The organism is Anaerozeibacter quisquiliarum (genome assembly GCF_051162045.1).
Classification (GTDB): Bacteria; Bacillota; Clostridia; order Christensenellales; family Aristaeellaceae; genus Anaerozeibacter; species Anaerozeibacter quisquiliarum.
Genome location: NZ_JBISDI010000055.1, coordinates 1 through 18,053, shown reverse-complemented (window position 1 = coordinate 18,053; position 18,053 = coordinate 1). Strand labels below are relative to the sequence as shown.

The window sequence follows — 18,053 nt, the reverse complement described above, 5'->3', positions numbered from 1 at the left end:
TTTACCGCTCCGGCAGTCAATCCTCGAATAATATTGCGCTGCAACAGCATGTACAGCATAAGCACCGGCACCACGACGATCGTGACCGCGGCGGCCATCAGGCCGAAGTCGGTGCCGTATTGGCTGGAAATCTCCCTCAAAATGGCGCACACCGGCATCAGCGCGCGCGAGCGGATCAGCACCATCTGCGTGAACAGGTCGTTATAGCTCCAGATGAACGTGAAAATCGCCACCGTCATCAGCGCGGGCCGCGACAGCGGCAGGATGATCTTCAGGAAGACGCGGTACGGGCCGCAGCCCTCGATGAATGCCGCCTCCTCCAATTCGTACGGCTGAGCCGCCACGAAACCGATCATCACCGTGCAGGCGAACGCCAGGTTGCCCGCGGTCTGCACCAGGATCACGCTCGTCAGCGTGTTGAACAGTCCGGCGCTCGCCAGCATCCGATAGGCCGGCAGGATCGTGGCGAACGCCGGGAACATCAGCGCCGCCGTAATCAGCGCTCCGATCGTACCCCGGCCGCGGAACTGCCAGCGTGTCATCGCAAATGCCATCATCGTGGACAGCAACATCACCAGCACCATCACCGTGCCCGACACGATCAGGCTGTTCTTGTAGCCGTTCAGAATGTTGACATTGGGGTTGGTGAACGCGCTTGCGTAGTTGGCCAGGGTGGGCGCCAGTCTGACGGGCGGCGAGTCCATATCGTAGAGCACCTTGCCGCCTACCGTATCGTAGGCCTCGAGGCCCGCGTTGGGGTTCGTTTGCCCTTGGTTCATGCCGCCCAGCAGGCTGGTGAACGCGTCGTTGCCCTTGAGCTGCGGCCCGGCCTCCGCCTCCTCATAGACCGGCTTGCCCTCCGCGTCGACGAGCAGCTTATCGTACATCGTGCGCCCGTGCTCGTCGGTCCGGGTACGCTCATGCACCACCTGGCCGTGCTGGTCGAGCCGATACACGGTGGCGAACGCGGGCGAGAACGAATCGCTGAGCACCAGATTCGACGCCTTGAACGAGTTGTTGATGACCCACAAAAACGGGAAGATCGTGGTCAGCGCCCATAAAATCAACAGGCAGTAGATGAGCGCCTTTGAAAAGGTAATCTTCTTCATGGCGCTACCTCCCCGCCGCGCTGTGGCGCGACAGGGCCTTGCCGACGACCTGCGCGACCAGCACGCCCGCCACCACGATGATGATCGAGATCGTCGAGCCGTAGTCCACGTTCTGGGCGACGAACGCCTGGTTGTGCATGTAGGTGCCCAGGAAGTGGGTCAGCCCGTTGGGCGCGCCGTTGCGCGCGATGACCGAGGGCAGGTCAAATACCTTGATCGAGCCGGTGATGGCAAGCGTGGTGCAGGTGATGATGACGTCGGACACCAGCGGCAGCGTGATGTGCCAGATCTTTTTGAACCCGGTCGCGCCGTCCATGGCCGCCGACTCGTACACCTCGTCGGGCACGCCCGCGAGCCCGGTCAGCATGATTACGAAGTAGAAGCCCACGTACTGCCACAGCACCGGGATCGCCACCATGGTGAACGCGCGCTCCTTAGAAAGCCACAGCACGCGCTCGCGCCCGAAGCAGCCGAGGATCTGGTTGAACATGCCGCCGTCGTAGAAGTAGAACAGGTTGAACATCAACCCGATCGCGGTGGCCGAGATCACAATGGGGAAGAAGTATACCACGCGGAAGAACTGCGCTCCGCGCTTGATCGAATCGACCATCAGCGCAAGCACGATCGCCAGCCCCACTTGGAACAGCACCGTCAGCCCCATGATCTTCAGGCTGTTCTTGAGCGCGACCGCGCCCACGGGGTCGCGGGTGAAGAAGCGCATGTAGTTGTCCGCGCCCAGGAACGCGCCCGGCCGCCCAGCCAGTCCCTTGATCTCGAACAGGGAATTATAGATGTTCACGAAGAACGGGTAGTACAAAAACACGATCATCAGCGCGAACGAGGGCAAGATGAACACGAGGAGCGGGCGCTTGTCGCGGTAAAGCACGGCACATTGCCTCCTGTCGATGTATTGGACGGTCAAAGGTCGCCCCTACGGGCGCCGTAGGAGCGACCTTCAACCGCCCGGTTAAGATTGGCTCGAACCCTTTTTGCCTGCGGACAAAAATGCTCCGAGCCGAGGGGCCGCCTGCCTGTCGGGCCTGAGGGCCCTCCCGGGCGGCAGGCGGACGGGAGGCGATTCCGAGTCGCTCGGCTGCGGCCTCGCTTGATCGGAATCGCATTCACGCCCCCGGTACACGCCCGTGGGCGCGTATAAACTGGTCGGGCTGTGCTGTTTACTATTGCACCATACCCCTTGCCAAGGGTCTGAGCGCCGTGGGGCCGAAGCCCCGCGGCGCTGTACGAGGAGTTACTTGTTGAACGGCTTGGCGTCGACCAGCTCCTGCCACATGCCTTCGATGTCGGTCAGCGTGCCGTCCACGATCGAGGGCACCTTGCTGAACCACTTGTCGGCGCGGATTTCCTGATCCATCTCGTCCTGGATCGGGGAGAGCATGACGTTCGCGTTGTTGATCATCTCAACCGAGCTTTTGATGATGTTGCCGCCGAACGCGAAGCCGCCCAGCGCCACGGCGTTGTCGCCGGTGGTCAAATGGTGCAGCAGGTCGACCGCCGCGTCGCGCTTGGCCGGGTCGTCCCAGGCCTTGCGGGAGAGGTAGAAGCCCATCGACACGCCGCCGATAAACGCGGTCGGGTCGGCGTCCGGGGAATGGGTGGGGAAGGGCAGCACCGCGGTGGTGTTCCAGCCGGCCTCGGCGATGCCGTTGGCGAACCAGGAGCCGTCGAGCTGCATCGCGGCCTTCTTGTCGCGGAACAGCTGGCCCACGATGTCGTTGGTGGTGGCGTTGCAGTCCTCGGCGAACGCGCCCAGCTTGTACAGCTCGTTGAGCAGCCCCATGCCGTCGACCCAGGCCTGGGGCACCTTCTCGCCGGGGGCCGGGCGCGCCATGTGGTCGGCGGGCTTGCCGCTCGCCAGCATGGCGAACTCCACGATGTAGTGGGGCACGTCGGCAAAGGATACGGCGATCGGCACGATGCCGTTCTCCTTGAAGGCCTTGATCGCGGTCTCGAGCTTCGCCCAGTCGGTGGGCAGTTCGAGGCCGTACTGCTCGAACAGGTCGGTGTTGACGAACAGGCCTTCCCAGAACGCGCGCACCGGGATGGCGTAGATCGTGCCATTCGCCTCGGCGATGGCGGCGTTCTCGGTCAGCTTGAGGTCCGGATAGGCGGCGTTGATCTCGGCAATCGGCACCACCTTGTCCAGGATCGGCGCGGAGTCGGCGGTCTTGGCGAAGTAGAACAGCACGTCGGCCTCGTTGCCGGCCGCGAAGTCGTTGATGACGCTGGCCTTCCAGGCCTCGTCGGCGGTGCCGGAGGCGTCCTCGACCGTGTTGCCGGTCGCCTGTTCCCACTGGCGCAGCAGGTCCACATAGGTGCCGGCCGCGGCGTCGGTGCCCGCGAAGGTCGAAACCGTCTTGAGCGTCACGCCCTCCGCCCGGGCCGCCGAGCCCATCGCGAGCGCCATCATCATCACGAGCGCCAGAGCAAGCCATTTCTTCATAGAAGCATACCCTCCTCATCCTGATTGGGCTTTCCGCCCGATAACCAAATTATAACAACCGGCCCGCCCGCTGTCATTGGCTATGCGTGGCATTCGTTGTTTGCGGTTGTGCAATTGGGCCGCCTCCCTCAAGCGTTCCCGTTATTTGTGCGCGCTTGACGCGTGTGCTATAATTGCATTTACGACAACACATCTTCAAAGGAGTCACTATGGCAAGATCGCATGGCGAGAGCGTCGCCATCAACGCGGGAGCGGGCTACGTGCTGATGATCGTCAATCACCTGGTCAGCTTCTTTGTCCGCACCATTGTCATCAAGATGCTGGGCGTGGAGTACACCGGCATATCCGCGCTGTTTGCCGACATCCTGAACACGCTGTCGCTGGCGGAATTGGGGCTGGGCACCGCGATTACGTTCGCGCTGTACAAGCCGATCCGCGAGGGGGAATATCGGCGCATCGCGGCGCTGATGCACTTCTACAAGAAGGCGTATCGGCTGATCGCGGCGTTTGTGCTTTTGGCCGGCCTCGCGCTGGTGCCGTTTTTGCACCTGCTGGTCAAGGGCGCGCCCGACATCCGGGAGGATCTCAGGCTGATCTTCATGCTGTACGTGGTCAAGAACGCCGCCTCCTACCTGCTGGCCTACAAGCGCACGATCCTGGTCGCCAGCGAGAAGCGCTACCTGATCGCCAACTACGGCGTGTGGTCGATGATCGTGCGCACGGCGGTCGAGTGCCTGGTGCTGTGGCTGACGCGCAACTTCGTGCTGTACCTGCTGGTCGGATTGGCCGAGGCGCTGCTGCTCAATGCGGTGATCTCGCGCAAGGCCAACAACCTGTACCCCCAGCTGCGCGAATACCCGGACGCGCAGATTTCCAAGGAGGAGACGCGCAAGCTGCTCAAGGACGTCGGCGCGCTGTCGCTGTACAAGATATGCCAGGTGATGCTCAACTCAACCGACTCGATTGTGATCTCGGCCGCGCCGGCGCTGGGCGTGGTGATCGTGGGGTACTTGAGCAACTACCGCATGATCTACAACACGATCAATGCCGCGCTCGACCAGTTCTACAACGCGTTCATCCCGAGCCTGGGCTCGATGGCGGCGGGCGCGGACGGCGAGCGCCAGCACCGTGTGTTTCAGACGACCAACTTCCTGTCGTTCTGGGGGCTGTGCTTTGCCTGCACCTCGCTGTTCTGCCTGAGCGTGCCGTTCGTGCAGAACATCTGGCTGCGCGACCGGCAATTCGGCATGCCGATGGACATCATCGCGGTGCTGACGCTCAACTTCTACACCTCGGCCATGATGCGCCCCACCAACGCCTTCCGCGACAGCAACGGCCTGTTCGTCCAGGGCAAGTTCCGACCGGTGGCGATGGCCGCGATCAACATCGTGGGCGACATCGTGCTGGTCGGCCCGCTGGGCATCTTCGGCGTGCTGCTGGCCACCAGCATCTCGCGCCTGTCCACCCAGACCTGGTACGACCCCTGGCTGCTCTACCGCAAGGTGTTCAACCGCCCGGTCAGGCCCTACTACATCCAGTATATCACGTATCTTTTTCTGACCGCGCTCAGCTGCGCCGTGACCTACGGCCTGTGCCGGCTCACGCTCGCCATCCCGCACATGGCGCCCCGGTTTCTCGCCATGATGGCGCTGTGCGCGACGGTGCCCAACGCGCTGGTCGTGCTGCTCTATCGCAAGACCGAGGCCTACCGCGACGTGATCGCCCGGTTCAAGCAGGTGGCCGCGCGGCTGACGAAGCGGCTGGGCCGCGCAGCCTAGCCAAAGGGGCGTGCGGTTTTGCGGAACAGGAACGGACTCGTCCTGAAAATGGAAGCGCTGCCGATCGGCAGCGCTTCCATTTTCAGAACATCGGGAACGCCGCGCCGCCGTCACTTGGATTCAGCGCCCCGTTCCTCGTGTTTGGGCCGGGATACGGCGGCGCGGGGAACGAAAGAACGGGGGGACGCTGGGGCCCTGCCCCAGGCCCCGCTCAAGGACTTTGCCCTTGAGGATCCCTTCGGCGCTCACGCGGGATATATGCTTCAATTCACCCTGTGGCATGCCACGCAGTGCCCGCCGCCCACGTCCGTAAGTTCCGGCCGGGTCTCCCCGCAGACCGGCATCGCTTCCGGGCAGCGCGTGCAAAACGGGCAGCCGCTGGGCGGGTCGATCGGCGTGGGTACGTCGCCCTCGAGGCGCACCCGCCGCGCCGCGGCCGCGCGGTCGGGGTCGGGCACCGGCACCGCGGACAGCAGCGCCCGCGTGTACGGATGCAGCATCCGCTCGTACAGCGCCCCCGCCTCGCCCACCTCCACCAAGTGCCCCAGGTACATCACGCCCACCCGGTGCGAGATGTGCCGCACCATGCGCAAATCGTGCGATACGAACAGATACGTCAGCCCCAGCCGCTGCTGCAGGTCCGTAAGCGTGTTGATGATTTGCGCTTGGATCGATACGTCCAGCGCCGAGATCGGCTCGTCGCACACCACGAACTTGGGGTCGCTCGCCAGCGCGCGCGCAATGCCGATGCGCTGGCGCTGCCCGCCCGAAAACTCGTGCGGATAGCGCTCGATGTGGTCGCGCCCCAGCCCCACCAGCTCGATCAGCTCGCGCAGCCGGTCCTGTCTGTCCTTCGCCGTCATGCCCGCGCGCTTTCTGAGCGGCTCGGTTACGATCTCGCCTACCGTCATGCGCGGGTCGAGCGAGGCGTACGGGTCCTGAAAGATCATCTGGATCTTATGCCGGATCGGCGCGAGCGAGCGGTCATTCAGGTTCGTGATGTCCTGCCCGTCGTAGACGACCTGCCCGGCCGTCGGCCGGTACAGCCGCGCAAGGCAGCGCCCCACCGTGGTTTTGCCGCAGCCCGACTCCCCGACCAGCCCGAACGTCCGGCCTCGCTCGATCGTCAGGTCGACGCCGTCCACCGCCTTGAGCAGCTGCCGCGCGCCGCCGAAGAACGACTGCCCCACCGGAAAGTGCATGGTCAGCCCCCGCGCCGTGACCAGCGCGCGTTCATCGGTCATGCCCCGCCACCTCCCCATGTTACCTTGGGCGCGCCTGTATCCAGCAGATAGCAGCGCGCGCCGTGGCTGTCCGACAGGCGCGTCTCGGGCGGCTCTTGGGTCAGGCAGATGTTCATGGCGTAGCGGCAGCGCGGCGCGAACGGGCAGCCTGCGGGCGGCGCGATCAGGTCGGGCGGCGTACCGGGGATCGAGTGGAGCCGGCCGGGCGCTTCAGCCGTCCCGCCCGTACCGGGGATCGAGCCGAGCAACCCCCAGGTATAGGGGTGGCGGGGCCCATAGAACAGCTCGCGCACCGCGCCCTGCTCGACGATCTTGCCGGCGTACATGACGATTACGCGCTTGCACATGCCGGCGATCACGCCCAGGTCGTGGGTAATCAGCACCACCGCGGTGTTCATCTTGCGCTGCAAATCGCGCATCAGGTCGAGGATTTGCGCCTGGATCGTCACGTCGAGCGCCGTGGTGGGCTCGTCGGCGATCACCAGTTTCGGGCCGCAGGCGATGGCCATCGCGATCATCACGCGCTGGCGCTGGCCGCCCGACAGCTGGTGCGGGTATTGGCGGAGCCTGCTCTCGGGCGCGGGCATATCGACCGTTTTGAGCAGTTCGAGCGCGCGCGCGCCGGCCTCGCGCCGGCTCACCTTCTTGTGGATGCGCAGCGGCTCGGCCAGTTGTGCTCCGATGGTCAGCAGCGGGTTGAGCGAGGTCATGGGGTCCTGGAACACCATGCCGATCTTGTCGCCCTCGACGGCGCGCAGCGCCGCGTCGTTTGCGCGCGTGAGATCGATGCCGTCGAACATCATCCTATCGCACTCGACGCTCGCGTACTTGGGCAAGAGGCGCAGGATCGACATCATCGACACCGACTTGCCGCAGCCCGATTCGCCCACGATGCCCACGGTCTCGCCGGCCTCGATCGCGAAGTCGATGCCGCGCACCGCCTGCACGCGCCCGACGTGAATGTCGAAGGTGGTTCTCAGGTTTTTCACTTCCAACAGGGCCAAGTTTGAACCGCCTCCTTATTTTTTCAGCCTCGGGTCGAGCGCGTCGCGCAGCCCGTCGCCGATGAAGTTGAGCGAAAACATGGTCAGGCAGATCGCCAGCACCGGGAAGAACATCTGGTGGGGTGAGGCGATCATCTGCGCGATCGCGTCGTTGGCCAGCGTGCCCCAGCTGGCCTTCGGGGCCTGGATGCCGATGCCCAGGAAGGAGAGGAACGCCTCCGAGAAGATGGCCGACGGGATCAGGAACGCGGTCGACACGATGATCGGGCCCATGCAGTTGGGCAGCAGGTGGCGCGTAAGGATATCCCAGCTGCTCGCGCCGGCCAGCCGCGCGGCCAGCACGTACTCGGCGTGCTTTAGGCGCATCACCTCGCCGCGCACCACGCGCGCGGTGCCGATCCATGAGGTGAAGCACAGCGCGAGGATCACCGAGGTGATGTTTGAGCCCAGCACCAGCATGATGAGCACCACGTACAGCAGCTGCGGCAGGCCGATCAGGATGTCCACGATGCGCATCAGCACGATGTCCAGCCGCCCGCCGACGAAGCCCGAGATTCCGCCGTACAGCACGCCGATGAAGAAGTTGATCGCCGCCGCCACCACGCCGATCGTCAGCGAGATGCGCGCGCCGTACAGAATGCGCACAAACAGGTCGCGCCCCATCGGGTCGGTGCCGCAGGGGTGCGTGAGCGACGGCGGGGCGGACATAGCGGCGAAGTCCATGCCGTCGTAAGTGTAAGGCAGCAGCGGCGGCAGAAAGATCGCCGCCAGCGTGATGATGAGAATCACGATGGCGCCGCCCACCGCGAGCGGGTCCTTGCGAAAGCGCCGGAACACGTCCTGCCAGTAAGAGGACGAGGGGCGCGCGAGCGCCTGATCGTGAAGGTCGATCGACTCGACCCGGGCGTAAGGATTTTGCATCTCCGCCATGGCGTACCCCTCCCTTCTAGTCATTCAGTTTTACGCGCGGGTCGATCAGCGCGTAGCAGATGTCCACCACGATGTTGCACACCACCACGAACACGCCGAAGAAGATCGTCAGCCCCATGATGACGGTGTAGTCGCGCTCGGAGATCGACTGCACGAAGTGGCGGCCGATGCCCGGCACCGAGAACAGCTTCTCCACCACGAACGAGCCGGTGAGCAGCCCCGCAATCAGCGGGCCCAGGTAGGTCACGACCGGCATGATGGCGTTTTTGAGCGCGTGCCGGGTGACGACGAAGAGTTCCTTCACGCCCTTGGCGCGCGCGGTGCGGATGTAGTCCTGCTCCATGACCTCGAGCATCGACGAGCGGGTCTGGCGCGCGATGTAGGCGATGGGGTTGAACGACAGGCACAAAACCGGCAGGATGTAGTGCAAGGGGCTCGTCAGGCCGAAGCTGGGCAGCCACTTGAGCACACCCGAGAACAGGTACATCAGCAAAATCGATATCACGAACACCGGTACCGAGATGCCGATCGTGGCGAAGGCCATGCTTACGTAGTCGACGCCGCGCCCGCGGTAGACCGCCGACAGGATGCCGAGCGGCAGCCCGATCAAAAGCGAGAGGATCACCGCCAGCGCGCCCACGCGCGCCGACACCGGGAAGTGCCCGAGCACGACCTCGTTGACCGTGGTGTCCAGCTTTTTATAGGAGATGCCGAGGTCGCCCCGGAGCAGGTCCTTCCAGTAGCTGAAGTATTGCTCGATCACCGGCCGGTCGAGGCCGTACTTTCGCTCGATGTTACGGAGCACCTCCGGCGGCGTCTTGCGCTCCTCCGCCGGGCTGAACGGCCCGCCCGGCATGGCGTGCATCAGCGCGAACGCGATGGTAATCAGCACGACGACGGTGAGCATACCGGCAAGGAGGCGCTTCAGCACGTATTTGAGCACGGGCCCCACCCCTTTCGACATCTGTATAAAAATGCAGTTTTCCTCGCCAAAAACTGCAACCATTATAGGACGTTTCGCGCGCGCGCGCAAGTTTATTTTCCGCCGCGCGCCTGCGCCCGTTGCAGGACTGCAATACATGGTGGACAGGGAAGAGAAAAGGAGAGCGGGCGGCGGACACATCGGTTATGATTGAGCCGCGGTGGAATCAGCCGAAACGGAGCGCCCGTTCACACCCGCACAGGGTAACGCGAGGCATGTGTTTCCATAGACACCCGGCGGCCCCGCCTTGTGTTTCCCTTGACGCCCCTCCAACCGGCTGTTATAATGGGCGCAAGGTTTCGCAAGACGAGGGGGCGGCGGCGTGTCCACCATCAAGGACGTGTCCAGACTGACGGGGCTGTCGATTTCCACGATATCAAAGTACATCAACGGCGGCAATGTGCGCGCGGAGAACCGGTCGAAGCTCGACGAGGCCATCCGCGCGCTCGATTTCAAGGTCAACCCGGCGGCGCGCTCGCTCAAAACCAACCGCACGATGACCGTGGGCATCCTGCTGCCGGCGCTTGACGTATCGTTCTTCGCCCAGATCGTGGGCGACGTGGAGGCGCGGCTGTTCAAAGAGGGCTACAACGCCTACATCTGCAGCTACGACCACGACCCGGTTCAGGAACTGCGCAAGCTTTCGTTCCTGCTCGAGCAGCAGGTGGACGGCGTGTTGCTGGTGGCCGAGCACGTTTCGGCCGATCAACTGATGGCCCTGCCGGCGCTGCGCGACGGGCGCACGCCGCTGGTGCTGTTCGACCGCCGCGTCGAGGGTATGGCCGCCGACCTCGTGCTGGTAGACAGCAAGGAGATCTGCCGGTTCGCCGCTGAGCAGCTGCTGCTTAAGGGGCACCGCCGCATCGGGCTGATTATGGGCCCGAGCGACATCTCGACCGCTTGGGAGCGCATGACCGGTTACCGCCAGGCCTTCGAAGCGCGGGGCCTGCCGATCGACGAAACGCTGATAAGGCAGGGCGACTACTCGACGGGCGCGGGCTACCAACTGCTGGGCGAGCTGATGGATTTGCCTATGCCGCCGACCGCCGTGTTCACCACCAACCATGAGACCACGCTGGGCGCGATTACCGCCGCGTTTGAGCGCAAGCTGCGCATCCCCGAGGACCTGTCCTTCATCGGCTACGACGACACCCAGCTGACCCAGATCATAAGCCCGCCAATCTCGATCGTGCTGCAGCCGGCGGGCCTGCTGGCCGCCGAGGCCGCGTCGCTGCTCATCCGCCGCATGCGCGGCGACCGCGAAGGATTCCCCCACACCGCCATGCTCGAAGCGCGGCTGCTGATGCACCCGTCGGTGGCAACGGTTTAATGCTGACGGTATTTCGATATTTCGCCCGCGAGCGCGGTGGCTTGCTCACGAAGTTCGGCCATCGCGTCGGGCGCGAGGCCGGCCTCATCCTTGTGCGCCGCCTCTATCCGGCTGAGGATCGCCTGGTATTCGGCGATCAGCCCGACCGGCGCGGTGCCGTAGGCCGGCGGCTGCAGGCGCATGAATTCCCCAAAGATCATTGGTTCGCTTCCTCCTATACATGAGATCAGGGCCCGATTCTATACATATGACGGGCTTGTGCTGTCCATGACAGGTTTTTCTCCCGCCGGGTTTGATGAACCGGAGCGGGCGATATAGATCGGCGTGGAGGTGCCTGGCATGGGCAAGTTTATGACCATCGACGAATACATCGCCGCGCAGCCCGCGGAGGTTCAGCCGATTTTGCAGGCCGTGCGCGCGACGATTCGCGCCGCCGCGCCGGAGGCGACGGAAAAGATATCTTGGCAGATGCCGACGTTCTGGCAGGGCGAGAACATCGTCCATTTTGCGGCGTTCAAAAACCACTTAAGCCTCTTTCCCGGCGGCGAGGCGGCCGGGGTGTTCGCGGACCGGCTTGCCCTTTACAAGACGTCCAAGGGGACCATCCAGTTCCCGCTGGACAGGAAGATCGACCACGCGCTGATCGCCGACATTGTGCGCTGGCGGTTGGAGCGGGCGGGGAACGGCAAGTCCGCGTTCGCCGAGCCGGTGGCGCGGGCGCGCCACGCCATGCCGGGCTTCGTCGCCGCCGCGCTCGACGAGCGCGACCTGTGGGCGCGCTACGACGCCCGTCCGCCCTACCAGCGCAACGACTACGTCGGCTGGATCGTGCGCGCCAAGCGCGAAGAGACCCGCCAGAAGCGGCTCGAGCAGATGCTTTGCGAGTTGCAGGCGGGCGACGCGTACATGGGCATGGCGTACGACGCGAAGTGATGCGGAGCGTGTACCCTGCATGACCGCGCCCGCGGTCATGCCCTTGATGATCTTGGGTAAAAGGCGACCGGTCGAGCCGCCTTGGTTGGGGGCTGTTTTGGGATCAGATAGACGGATGATATCTGGAAATTTCGTCGGCGAGCGCGGTTGCCTGTCTGTTGAGCGCAACCATCGTCTCCGATGCAGGAGCGGCACCGGCGGTGTATGCTTGCTCCATTTGGCCGAGGATTGCTGGGTATTCGTCAATCAACCCCGCCGGTGCGGTGCCATACGACGGCGGTTGGACGCGCTCGCGCGTGAATTCTTCAAAGGTCATGCTCGCTGCCCTCTTCCGCGCCGCTTCTTTGACGCTTTCGCCGTTTCCAACGCCCGTAATCCAGCCGATACAAGCTCGCGTATCACCTCTGACCGAGTGCGGTCATAAAACAGATCCTTTTTTGGAAGCCGGCGGAGCCTCCATATCGGGCGTAACAACGAACGTCACCCTCTTAAGTTTGATGGCCACGCAGACGCCTTCCCTCAATGGTTCAGAGATTGTCAAGGGTTTTTGCCATACTTACTCGATAACGCATGACGATACTTGACAGAACATATGAACCTGTGCATAATATGAACCACGGGGGAGGGACGGTAATGCCAACAGAAAAACCACGCTATACGGTCATTGTTGATGAGGAAACACTCAAAAAGATTGATGATTTCCGCTTTGAAAACCGTTATCCCAGTCGTTCTGCCGCCACATTGGCGCTGATTCGCATGGGCATGGAACAGCTCAAGAAGGAACAAGAAGCTCAAGAAAGCAGGACGTTTGGTGCATTGAAGTAGGAATTCGATCGGGTGATCTGGTGGAAAGGGTATCGGGGTTTGCCGGCCGACGTATGGATACAGCTTGCCAGGCTGTGCGAGACGGCGACGGACTATATCCTTGGGCTGACGGATGATCCGGAAGATGCCGTAATCTGCGGCTCGGTGCGGAGGCGGGGACTCGTCCTGAAATATAAGGTGCCGCCCGTCGGGCGACACCTTATATTTCAGGACATCGGGCACGCCGCGCCGCCGCGGCTTGGACTCGGCGTTTCGGTTCCATTGCTTCGGATACGGATGCGGCGGCGCGGGGGACGAGGAAGAGTTGGGGTTCCGCGCAATTCGAAATGGTCTCCCCAGCCCATCCGGGCTGGATGTTCCCTTTCTCATTGGGCTGGCACCCTCCCTGCCTCGCCCGCCGGGCGCGGTCGGGTGGCGCCCCCAACCCCCGCCAAAGAGGCATTGCCCCTTCCCTTTGGAATCCCCATCAGCGCTTCACGCGTGAAGTGGCTCAGCGCAGCGCCTTCTGTACGCGCTGGTAGAGCGGCTGATCGACCAGGCAGGCGATCCGGACGCCTTCTTCCAGGTATTCCTGCTCCAGCACCTGCCCCTTGTCGTGCAGCAGGCTCAGCGCCGCGCCCTTATCATAGGGAATCACCCATTCCACCCGGTGGCGCAGCTTTGCGATGCGGTCGGCAATCTCGGCGCGCAGCCGATCCAGGCCCTGACCGGTCAGGCCCGACACCACAATCGCGCCCTTGGGCTCTATATCGCCTCCGGCATCGATCCGGTCGGCCTTGTTGAGCGCCTCGATCGTCGGCTTGCCCGCCGCGCCCAGTTCCGACAGCACTTGGTACACGACCGCGCGCTGTTCCATGTAGTGCGGCGACGACAGATCCGACACCACCACCAGCAGGTCGGCCTCGAGCGCTTCCTCGAGCGTAGATTTGAACGCCTCCACCAGCGCATGCGGAAGCTTCCGGATGAAGCCCACCGTGTCGACCAGCAGGCATTCGCGGTTCTCGGGCAGTTCGATCTTGCGCACCACCGGGTCGAGTGTGGCGAACAGCTTGTCCTCGACCAGCACGTCCGAGCCAGACAGGGCGTTCAGCAGCGTGGACTTGCCCGCGTTGGTGTACCCGACCAGCGCCACCGTCACCTGCTCGTCCTTTGCGCGGCGCATACGGCGCAGCGCGCGCTGCTTTTGCAGTTCCTTGAGGTCCTGCGTCAAATCGTCGATGCGCTTGCGCGCGCGGCGGCGGTCGACTTCCAACTGCGTCTCGCCCGGGCCGCGCGTGCCGATGCCGCCGCCCAGCCGCGACAGCACCGTGCCCTGCCCCGCCAACCGGGGCAGCCGGTACTTCATTTGAGCCAACTCCACTTGCAGCTTGCCCTCGCGGCTCTGCGCGCGCGCGGCGAAGATGTCGAGGATCAGCGCGGTGCGGTCGATCACACGCGCGCCCATCGCGGCTTCCAGGTTGCGTTGCTGCGAGGCGGTCAACTCGTCGTCCACGATCACGAGGTCGATCTCGAGCGCCTGCACATCGAGCGCCAGTTCCTCGGCTTTGCCGCTGCCGATGTAGGTGGCGGAGTCGGGTTTTTGCCGATTTTGCAGGGCGCGCGCGGTCACCACCGCGCCCGCGGTCGCGGCCAGCGCACCCAGTTCCTCGAGCGATTCCTCGCTGTCGATCGAGATCAGCAGCGCTTTCTCGGCCTGCTCGACCACGTCGAGCTCCTTGAGCGCCTGTTCCACGCGCCGGTCGGCCAGCTCGATCTCGTGCATCCACAACTGCTGGGGGATGCGGCCCGGCTTGACCGGGCCGAAGCGCGCGATCGACAGTTTGCCGTACTCCGCGTCGCCGAGGAAGGCCGCGCTGATGCCGGTGGCGCGCCCGTCCGCGACGCCGACCGCACACATGGCGTCAAAGCGCAGCAGGCGCAGCGCCTGCTCGTCGATGTCGCTTAGGCGCGCGCTGCCGCCCGGATGGGTGTGGATACAGCGAATGCCGCTCAGCCGCTCGGTGCTGCGGCGCATGTGGCGCTCTGGCAACCCCACGCTCTCGATCGAGCCGATCGCGATCTCGATGACCGCGCCGTCGCGCGACAGATAGACCATGATCTCGCGGCTCGTCTGCGAAGTCAGGCGCACCAGCAGATTGAGCAGCCGGTCGGGCAGGAAATCCTCGCGCCCGAACTCGGCGTCGTACAGTTTTTCGAGCTCCTCGAGCCAAACGTCGCGTATGCCCTGGGTGTTGCCTTGTATCATCGATTGACCTCCTGTCGGGGAGAATGGGAAACAAAGGGATATGGGGCAAGGGCGGAGCCTGCGAAATTTAGAACGAGTCCGTTCCGGTTCCGTAAAACCGAAACCCCGTCCATCGGGCGGGGGAACGGGCGGGCGGATGATGTCCGCCCCTACGGATGACCGAGTGTGGGCGTCCCGGCGTCAGATGGTTCTGCCGACAGGTTCGCCATTCCGCCCGCGGCCCCCCTCGAAGGAGGGGAATGGGGAGGGGCCGTCCCTACGCGCTGACCGCCGTCCCCTGCTTCTTCTTATAATCCTCGATCGCCGCCTGCAGCGCTTCCTCGGCCAGCACCGAGCAGTGCACCTTGACCGGCGGCAGCCCACCCAGCGACTCGGCGACCATCTTGTTGGTGACCCTGAGCGCCTCGTCGAGCGTCTTGCCCTTGACCATCTCGGTCGCGCGGCTGGATGTGGCGATGGCCGCGCCGCAGCCGAAGGTTTTGAACTTGACGTCGGTGATCACGTCGTTTTCCACCTGGATCTGGATTTGCATGATGTCGCCGCACTTGGCGTTGCCCACCGTGCCGGTGCCGTCGGGGTTTTCGAGTTCGCCCACATTGCGCGGGTTCATGAAGTGATCCATGACCTCGGGCGTGTACAGTTGACCAGCCATATCCTCTTCCTCCTTGTATTACGCCTTGACATAGAGCGGTGACATGTCGCGCAGGCGCTGGACGATTTCTTGCAGCGCCGCAACCACGGCGTCGACTTCCGCTTCGGTGTTGTCTTCGCTGAGCGACAGGCGCAGCGAGCCGTGCGCGATCTCGTGCGGCAGCCCGATCGCGAGCAGCACGTGCGAGGGGTCGAGCGAGCCGGACGTGCAGGCCGAGCCCGACGAGGCCGCGATGCCCTTGAGGTCGAGGCTTAAGAGCAGCGCCTCGCCCTCGATGAAGCGCGTCGACACGTTCACATTGCCCGGCAGCCGCTTTGTTGGATGGCCGTTGAGCCGGGTGTCGGGGATCAGCGTGGTCAAGTCGCGGATCATCTTGTCGCGCAGCCGCGTGAGGTAGGCGTTGTGCTCCTCCATCCGCGCGGTCGCGCGCTCGATCGCAGCGCCCAGCCCCACGATCGAGGCCAGGTTCTCGGTACCCGCGCGCTGGGTGCGTTCCTGCGCGCCGCCCTGGATCAGCCGCTCGATCACCACGCCCCGGCGGATGTAGAGCACGCCCACGCCCTTGGGCGCGTGGAATTTGTGCCCCGACAGCGACAGCATGTCGACCGGCAGCGCCTTGAGGTCGATCGCGACCGAGCCGATCGCCTGCACCGCGTCGGTGTGCATCAGCACCTTGTGCTTGCGCGCGATCGCAGAGAGCTCCGCGATCGGCTGAATCGTGCCGATCTCGTTGTTGGCCGTCATGATCGACACCAAGATGGTGTCGGGCCGGATAGCGGCCTCGAGCGACTCGGGCGAGACGAGCCCGTCCGCATCCACCGGCAGGTAGGTCACTTCAAAGCCCTGCTTCTCGAGCGCCTCACAGGGGTGCAGCACCGCATGATGCTCGATCGAGGAGGTGATGATATGCCGGCCCTTATTGGAGCGCGCGCGCGCCGCGCCGAAGATCGCCCAGTTATTGGACTCGGTGCCGCAGCCGGTGAAGTAGATTTCTGAGGGTTCGGCGTTCAGCGCCGCGGCCACCTGCGCGCGCGCCTGCTCCAGCGCCGCGCGCGCCGTGCGCCCGTAGCCATGCACCGAGGACGGGTTGCCGTACACCTCGGTCAGATAGGGCTTCATCGCCTCGAAAACCGGTTCGGTGATCCGGGTCGTAGCCGCGTTGTCCATGTAGATCATGTTGCCAACTCTCCTTTGAGCATGCGCTGCCGGTCGTCCAGCATATCCTTCAGCGTGATGCCGTCTACAATGTCGTTGACGCCCTCGTGTACCTTGCGCCACATCAGCCGCGTCGGGCACTTGTAGGCCCGGTCGCACGCGCCGTCTGTCAGGCATTCCTCCTGCACGAGCCCGCCCTCCAGCGCCCGCAGCACATCCCCCACCGTGATCTCGGCGGGCGGGCGGGACAGCAGGTATCCGCCCTGCGCGCCGCGCACGCCCTGCGCAAGACCCGCGCGCCTAAGGACCGCCATCAGCTGCTCGAGGTACGCCTCGGGAATGCCCTGCCGGTCGGCGATCGCCTTGATCGGCTGCGGCGCGTCCGGTCCCTGTTGGGCCAGATCGAACATCGCGTAGATGCCGTACCGCCCTTTTGCCGACAGCTTCATCAGCGCCCTCCAATCCCGACAAAATTGATCGGCTTTATTTCCGCGCCCATTGTAGCACTTGTCCGTCCACGCGTCAAGCGGGCGGACGAGAATTCCGACAAATTTAATCTGGATTATTCGTATCGGCTCGGCAGCATAATACTGAGGCGCAAACATCATGCAGAGCCAAGGCATATCACGACTGCGCAGAGCGAGCAGATGTGAACAATTTTTTCAGTCGGTGTTTGGCCGCTTTTCGAGGCCGATACGAGAATCGTTATACTATTTGCATACTGACCACCCAGCGGGCTTTGCGCAAGCCGCCAGCATAGTACATCTTTGGGCAGGGTAAGAATATTATGTGCAAAATAGGGGCGGCTGTCCAGATGGGCGTAGATGCCCTCGATAGCGGCCTTGCCATTCTAGGCAGGGTGTTTAAGGGTTGGTGGTATAGGGGCGTCTGAGCGGCATCAAAAGGGCCTGGGAAGCTATGGCGAGAATTAGCTCGGGGGGTAAAAAGGGGTGGACTTTGATTACGCAATATTAACCAATGAATAACATATAAAACCTTGCGGGAGACGGCGCGTCCTGGCATGATATAACAAAAGGTGGTAAGCAGTTGCAGAACCACCATAAAAAATGAATTTCGCCAACGAGGCGAGATTTTTGAGTGAGTGTTGTCGGTGAGACGAGCTTGCTTTTTTTGTCTATTTATAAATTGGAAAGGAAGCAAAACCTATGAGTAAAGTGCGCATGGTCAGGAACAAGGCTAAGCAGGGATTGGACTGCGCCCGATTTGAAGTTGCTTTTCAGGGGGATTTGAAAAGTTTGCCCGAACAGGCTTTGATCAGCAGGCAAGGAAAGCAGTACGGTACGGTAGGGGTTAGCGACGGGAAGGCCACCGTCAAGTTGGTATTACCAAGGTTTGTGCGCAATACGAATATCCAGCCTTTCACTATGATGGATGCGATATATTT

The 18,053-nt window shown here is 63.3% G+C and carries 18 protein-coding genes; 5 read left to right on the top strand and 13 right to left on the bottom strand.

The annotated features are described in order from the left end of the window. From ACH6CV_RS17110 to ACH6CV_RS17100, 3 genes are all read right to left on the bottom strand, one after another. A partial coding sequence (locus tag ACH6CV_RS17110) for a carbohydrate ABC transporter permease (RefSeq protein ID WP_456359432.1) occupies positions 1–1,109 on the bottom strand: 1,109 nt, incomplete at its 3' end. A 4-nt stretch (positions 1,110–1,113) separates the two neighbouring features. Further along, positions 1,114–1,995, bottom strand: coding sequence for a carbohydrate ABC transporter permease (locus tag ACH6CV_RS17105; protein WP_456359431.1), 882 nt, complete (start codon positions 1,993–1,995; stop codon positions 1,114–1,116). A 363-nt stretch (positions 1,996–2,358) separates the two neighbouring features. Beyond that, positions 2,359–3,570, bottom strand: coding sequence for an ABC transporter substrate-binding protein (locus ACH6CV_RS17100; RefSeq protein WP_456359430.1), 1,212 nt, complete (start codon positions 3,568–3,570; stop codon positions 2,359–2,361). Positions 3,571–3,779: 209 nt separating this feature from the next. On the opposite strand from ACH6CV_RS17100, the gene ACH6CV_RS17095 reads away from it, so the two are divergent. Beyond that, positions 3,780–5,348, top strand: coding sequence for a hypothetical protein (locus ACH6CV_RS17095; RefSeq protein ID WP_456359429.1), 1,569 nt, complete (start codon positions 3,780–3,782; stop codon positions 5,346–5,348). Positions 5,349–5,611: 263 nt separating this feature from the next. Here ACH6CV_RS17095 and ACH6CV_RS17090 read toward each other — a convergent pair whose 3' ends face one another. From ACH6CV_RS17090 to ACH6CV_RS17075, 4 genes are read right to left on the bottom strand one after another with little or no spacing between them, the layout of a single operon-like run. Then, complete coding sequence (locus tag ACH6CV_RS17090; RefSeq protein WP_456359428.1) at positions 5,612–6,592, bottom strand: ABC transporter ATP-binding protein; 981 nt, start codon at positions 6,590–6,592, stop codon at positions 5,612–5,614. After that, positions 6,589–7,596: an ABC transporter ATP-binding protein gene (locus tag ACH6CV_RS17085; RefSeq protein WP_456359427.1), complete on the bottom strand. Its 1,008-nt coding sequence runs from the start codon at positions 7,594–7,596 to the stop codon at positions 6,589–6,591. The genes ACH6CV_RS17090 and ACH6CV_RS17085 overlap by 4 nt, the downstream gene beginning before the upstream one ends. 15 nt (positions 7,597–7,611) lie before the next feature. Beyond that, the gene (locus tag ACH6CV_RS17080; protein ID WP_456359426.1) at positions 7,612–8,550 is read right to left on the bottom strand and encodes an ABC transporter permease; all 939 of its coding nucleotides are present in this window, start codon (positions 8,548–8,550) and stop codon (positions 7,612–7,614) included. Continuing rightward, positions 8,543–9,469 carry an ABC transporter permease gene (locus ACH6CV_RS17075; protein WP_456359425.1) on the bottom strand — a complete coding sequence of 309 codons (927 nt, stop codon included), beginning with the start codon at positions 9,467–9,469 and terminating at the stop codon, positions 8,543–8,545. Before ACH6CV_RS17075 ends, ACH6CV_RS17080 begins: the two co-directional genes overlap by 8 nt. A gap of 361 nt (positions 9,470–9,830) precedes the next feature. On the opposite strand from ACH6CV_RS17075, the gene ACH6CV_RS17070 reads away from it, so the two are divergent. Beyond that, positions 9,831–10,838, top strand: coding sequence for a LacI family DNA-binding transcriptional regulator (locus ACH6CV_RS17070; RefSeq protein ID WP_456359424.1), 1,008 nt, complete (start codon positions 9,831–9,833; stop codon positions 10,836–10,838). Here ACH6CV_RS17070 and ACH6CV_RS17065 read toward each other — a convergent pair. Then, positions 10,835–11,038, bottom strand: a complete 204-nt coding sequence (locus ACH6CV_RS17065; RefSeq protein ID WP_456359423.1) for a hypothetical protein — start codon at positions 11,036–11,038, stop codon at positions 10,835–10,837. The genes ACH6CV_RS17070 and ACH6CV_RS17065 overlap by 4 nt on opposite strands. Positions 11,039–11,177: 139 nt before the next feature. Between ACH6CV_RS17065 and ACH6CV_RS17060 the strand changes: the two genes are divergently transcribed. After that, entirely contained in the window at positions 11,178–11,771 is a 594-nt protein-coding gene (locus ACH6CV_RS17060; protein ID WP_456359422.1) for a DUF1801 domain-containing protein, read from the top strand. Between the two features lie 103 nt (positions 11,772–11,874). Here the strand turns inward: ACH6CV_RS17060 and ACH6CV_RS17055 are convergent, their stop codons facing one another. Continuing rightward, positions 11,875–12,087 (bottom strand): hypothetical protein, encoded by a 213-nt coding sequence (locus ACH6CV_RS17055; protein ID WP_456359421.1) that lies wholly within the window; start codon positions 12,085–12,087, stop codon positions 11,875–11,877. 317 nt (positions 12,088–12,404) lie between these two features. On the opposite strand from ACH6CV_RS17055, the gene ACH6CV_RS17050 reads away from it, so the two are divergent. Beyond that, positions 12,405–12,596, top strand: a complete 192-nt coding sequence (locus ACH6CV_RS17050; protein ID WP_456359420.1) for a ribbon-helix-helix domain-containing protein — start codon at positions 12,405–12,407, stop codon at positions 12,594–12,596. A 490-nt stretch (positions 12,597–13,086) separates the two neighbouring features. Here the strand turns inward: ACH6CV_RS17050 and hflX are convergent, their stop codons facing one another. The 4 genes from hflX to ACH6CV_RS17030 form a co-directional block, all read right to left on the bottom strand. Continuing rightward, the gene (hflX, locus tag ACH6CV_RS17045; RefSeq protein WP_456359419.1) at positions 13,087–14,841 is read right to left on the bottom strand and encodes a GTPase HflX; all 1,755 of its coding nucleotides are present in this window, start codon (positions 14,839–14,841) and stop codon (positions 13,087–13,089) included. Positions 14,842–15,097: 256 nt separating this feature from the next. Continuing rightward, positions 15,098–15,493, bottom strand: a complete 396-nt coding sequence (nifU, locus tag ACH6CV_RS17040; RefSeq protein WP_456359418.1) for a Fe-S cluster assembly scaffold protein NifU — start codon at positions 15,491–15,493, stop codon at positions 15,098–15,100. An 18-nt stretch (positions 15,494–15,511) separates the two neighbouring features. Then, positions 15,512–16,669, bottom strand: coding sequence for a cysteine desulfurase NifS (gene nifS / locus ACH6CV_RS17035; RefSeq protein WP_456359417.1), 1,158 nt, complete (start codon positions 16,667–16,669; stop codon positions 15,512–15,514). Continuing rightward, positions 16,666–17,097: an RrF2 family transcriptional regulator gene (locus tag ACH6CV_RS17030; protein ID WP_456359416.1), complete on the bottom strand. Its 432-nt coding sequence runs from the start codon at positions 17,095–17,097 to the stop codon at positions 16,666–16,668. The genes nifS and ACH6CV_RS17030 overlap by 4 nt, the downstream gene beginning before the upstream one ends. 717 nt (positions 17,098–17,814) lie before the next feature. Here ACH6CV_RS17030 and ACH6CV_RS17025 point away from each other — a divergent pair. Then, positions 17,815–18,053, top strand: a 239-nt coding sequence (locus ACH6CV_RS17025; RefSeq protein ID WP_456359415.1) for a hypothetical protein, incomplete at its 3' end; no start/stop codon positions are given.

Bases quoted from the DNA above. Each gene is read 5' to 3' on its own strand.
- ACH6CV_RS17100 (WP_456359430.1), bottom strand. From the start codon at position 3,570: ATGAAGAAATGGCTTGCTCTGGCGCTCGTGATGATGATGGCGCTCGCG.
- ACH6CV_RS17095 (WP_456359429.1), top strand. From the start codon at position 3,780: ATGGCAAGATCGCATGGCGAGAGCGTCGCCATCAACGCGGGAGCGGGC.
- ACH6CV_RS17090 (WP_456359428.1), bottom strand. From the start codon at position 6,592: ATGACCGATGAACGCGCGCTGGTCACGGCGCGGGGGCTGACCATGCAC.
- ACH6CV_RS17080 (WP_456359426.1), bottom strand. From the start codon at position 8,550: ATGACTAGAAGGGAGGGGTACGCCATGGCGGAGATGCAAAATCCTTAC.
- ACH6CV_RS17065 (WP_456359423.1), bottom strand. From the start codon at position 11,038: ATGATCTTTGGGGAATTCATGCGCCTGCAGCCGCCGGCCTACGGCACC.
- ACH6CV_RS17060 (WP_456359422.1), top strand. From the start codon at position 11,178: ATGGGCAAGTTTATGACCATCGACGAATACATCGCCGCGCAGCCCGCG.
- ACH6CV_RS17055 (WP_456359421.1), bottom strand. From the start codon at position 12,087: ATGACCTTTGAAGAATTCACGCGCGAGCGCGTCCAACCGCCGTCGTAT.
- ACH6CV_RS17050 (WP_456359420.1), top strand. From the start codon at position 12,405: ATGCCAACAGAAAAACCACGCTATACGGTCATTGTTGATGAGGAAACA.
- hflX (WP_456359419.1), bottom strand. From the start codon at position 14,841: ATGATACAAGGCAACACCCAGGGCATACGCGACGTTTGGCTCGAGGAG.
- nifU (WP_456359418.1), bottom strand. From the start codon at position 15,493: ATGGCTGGTCAACTGTACACGCCCGAGGTCATGGATCACTTCATGAAC.
- nifS (WP_456359417.1), bottom strand. From the start codon at position 16,669: ATGATCTACATGGACAACGCGGCTACGACCCGGATCACCGAACCGGTT.
- ACH6CV_RS17030 (WP_456359416.1), bottom strand. From the start codon at position 17,097: ATGAAGCTGTCGGCAAAAGGGCGGTACGGCATCTACGCGATGTTCGAT.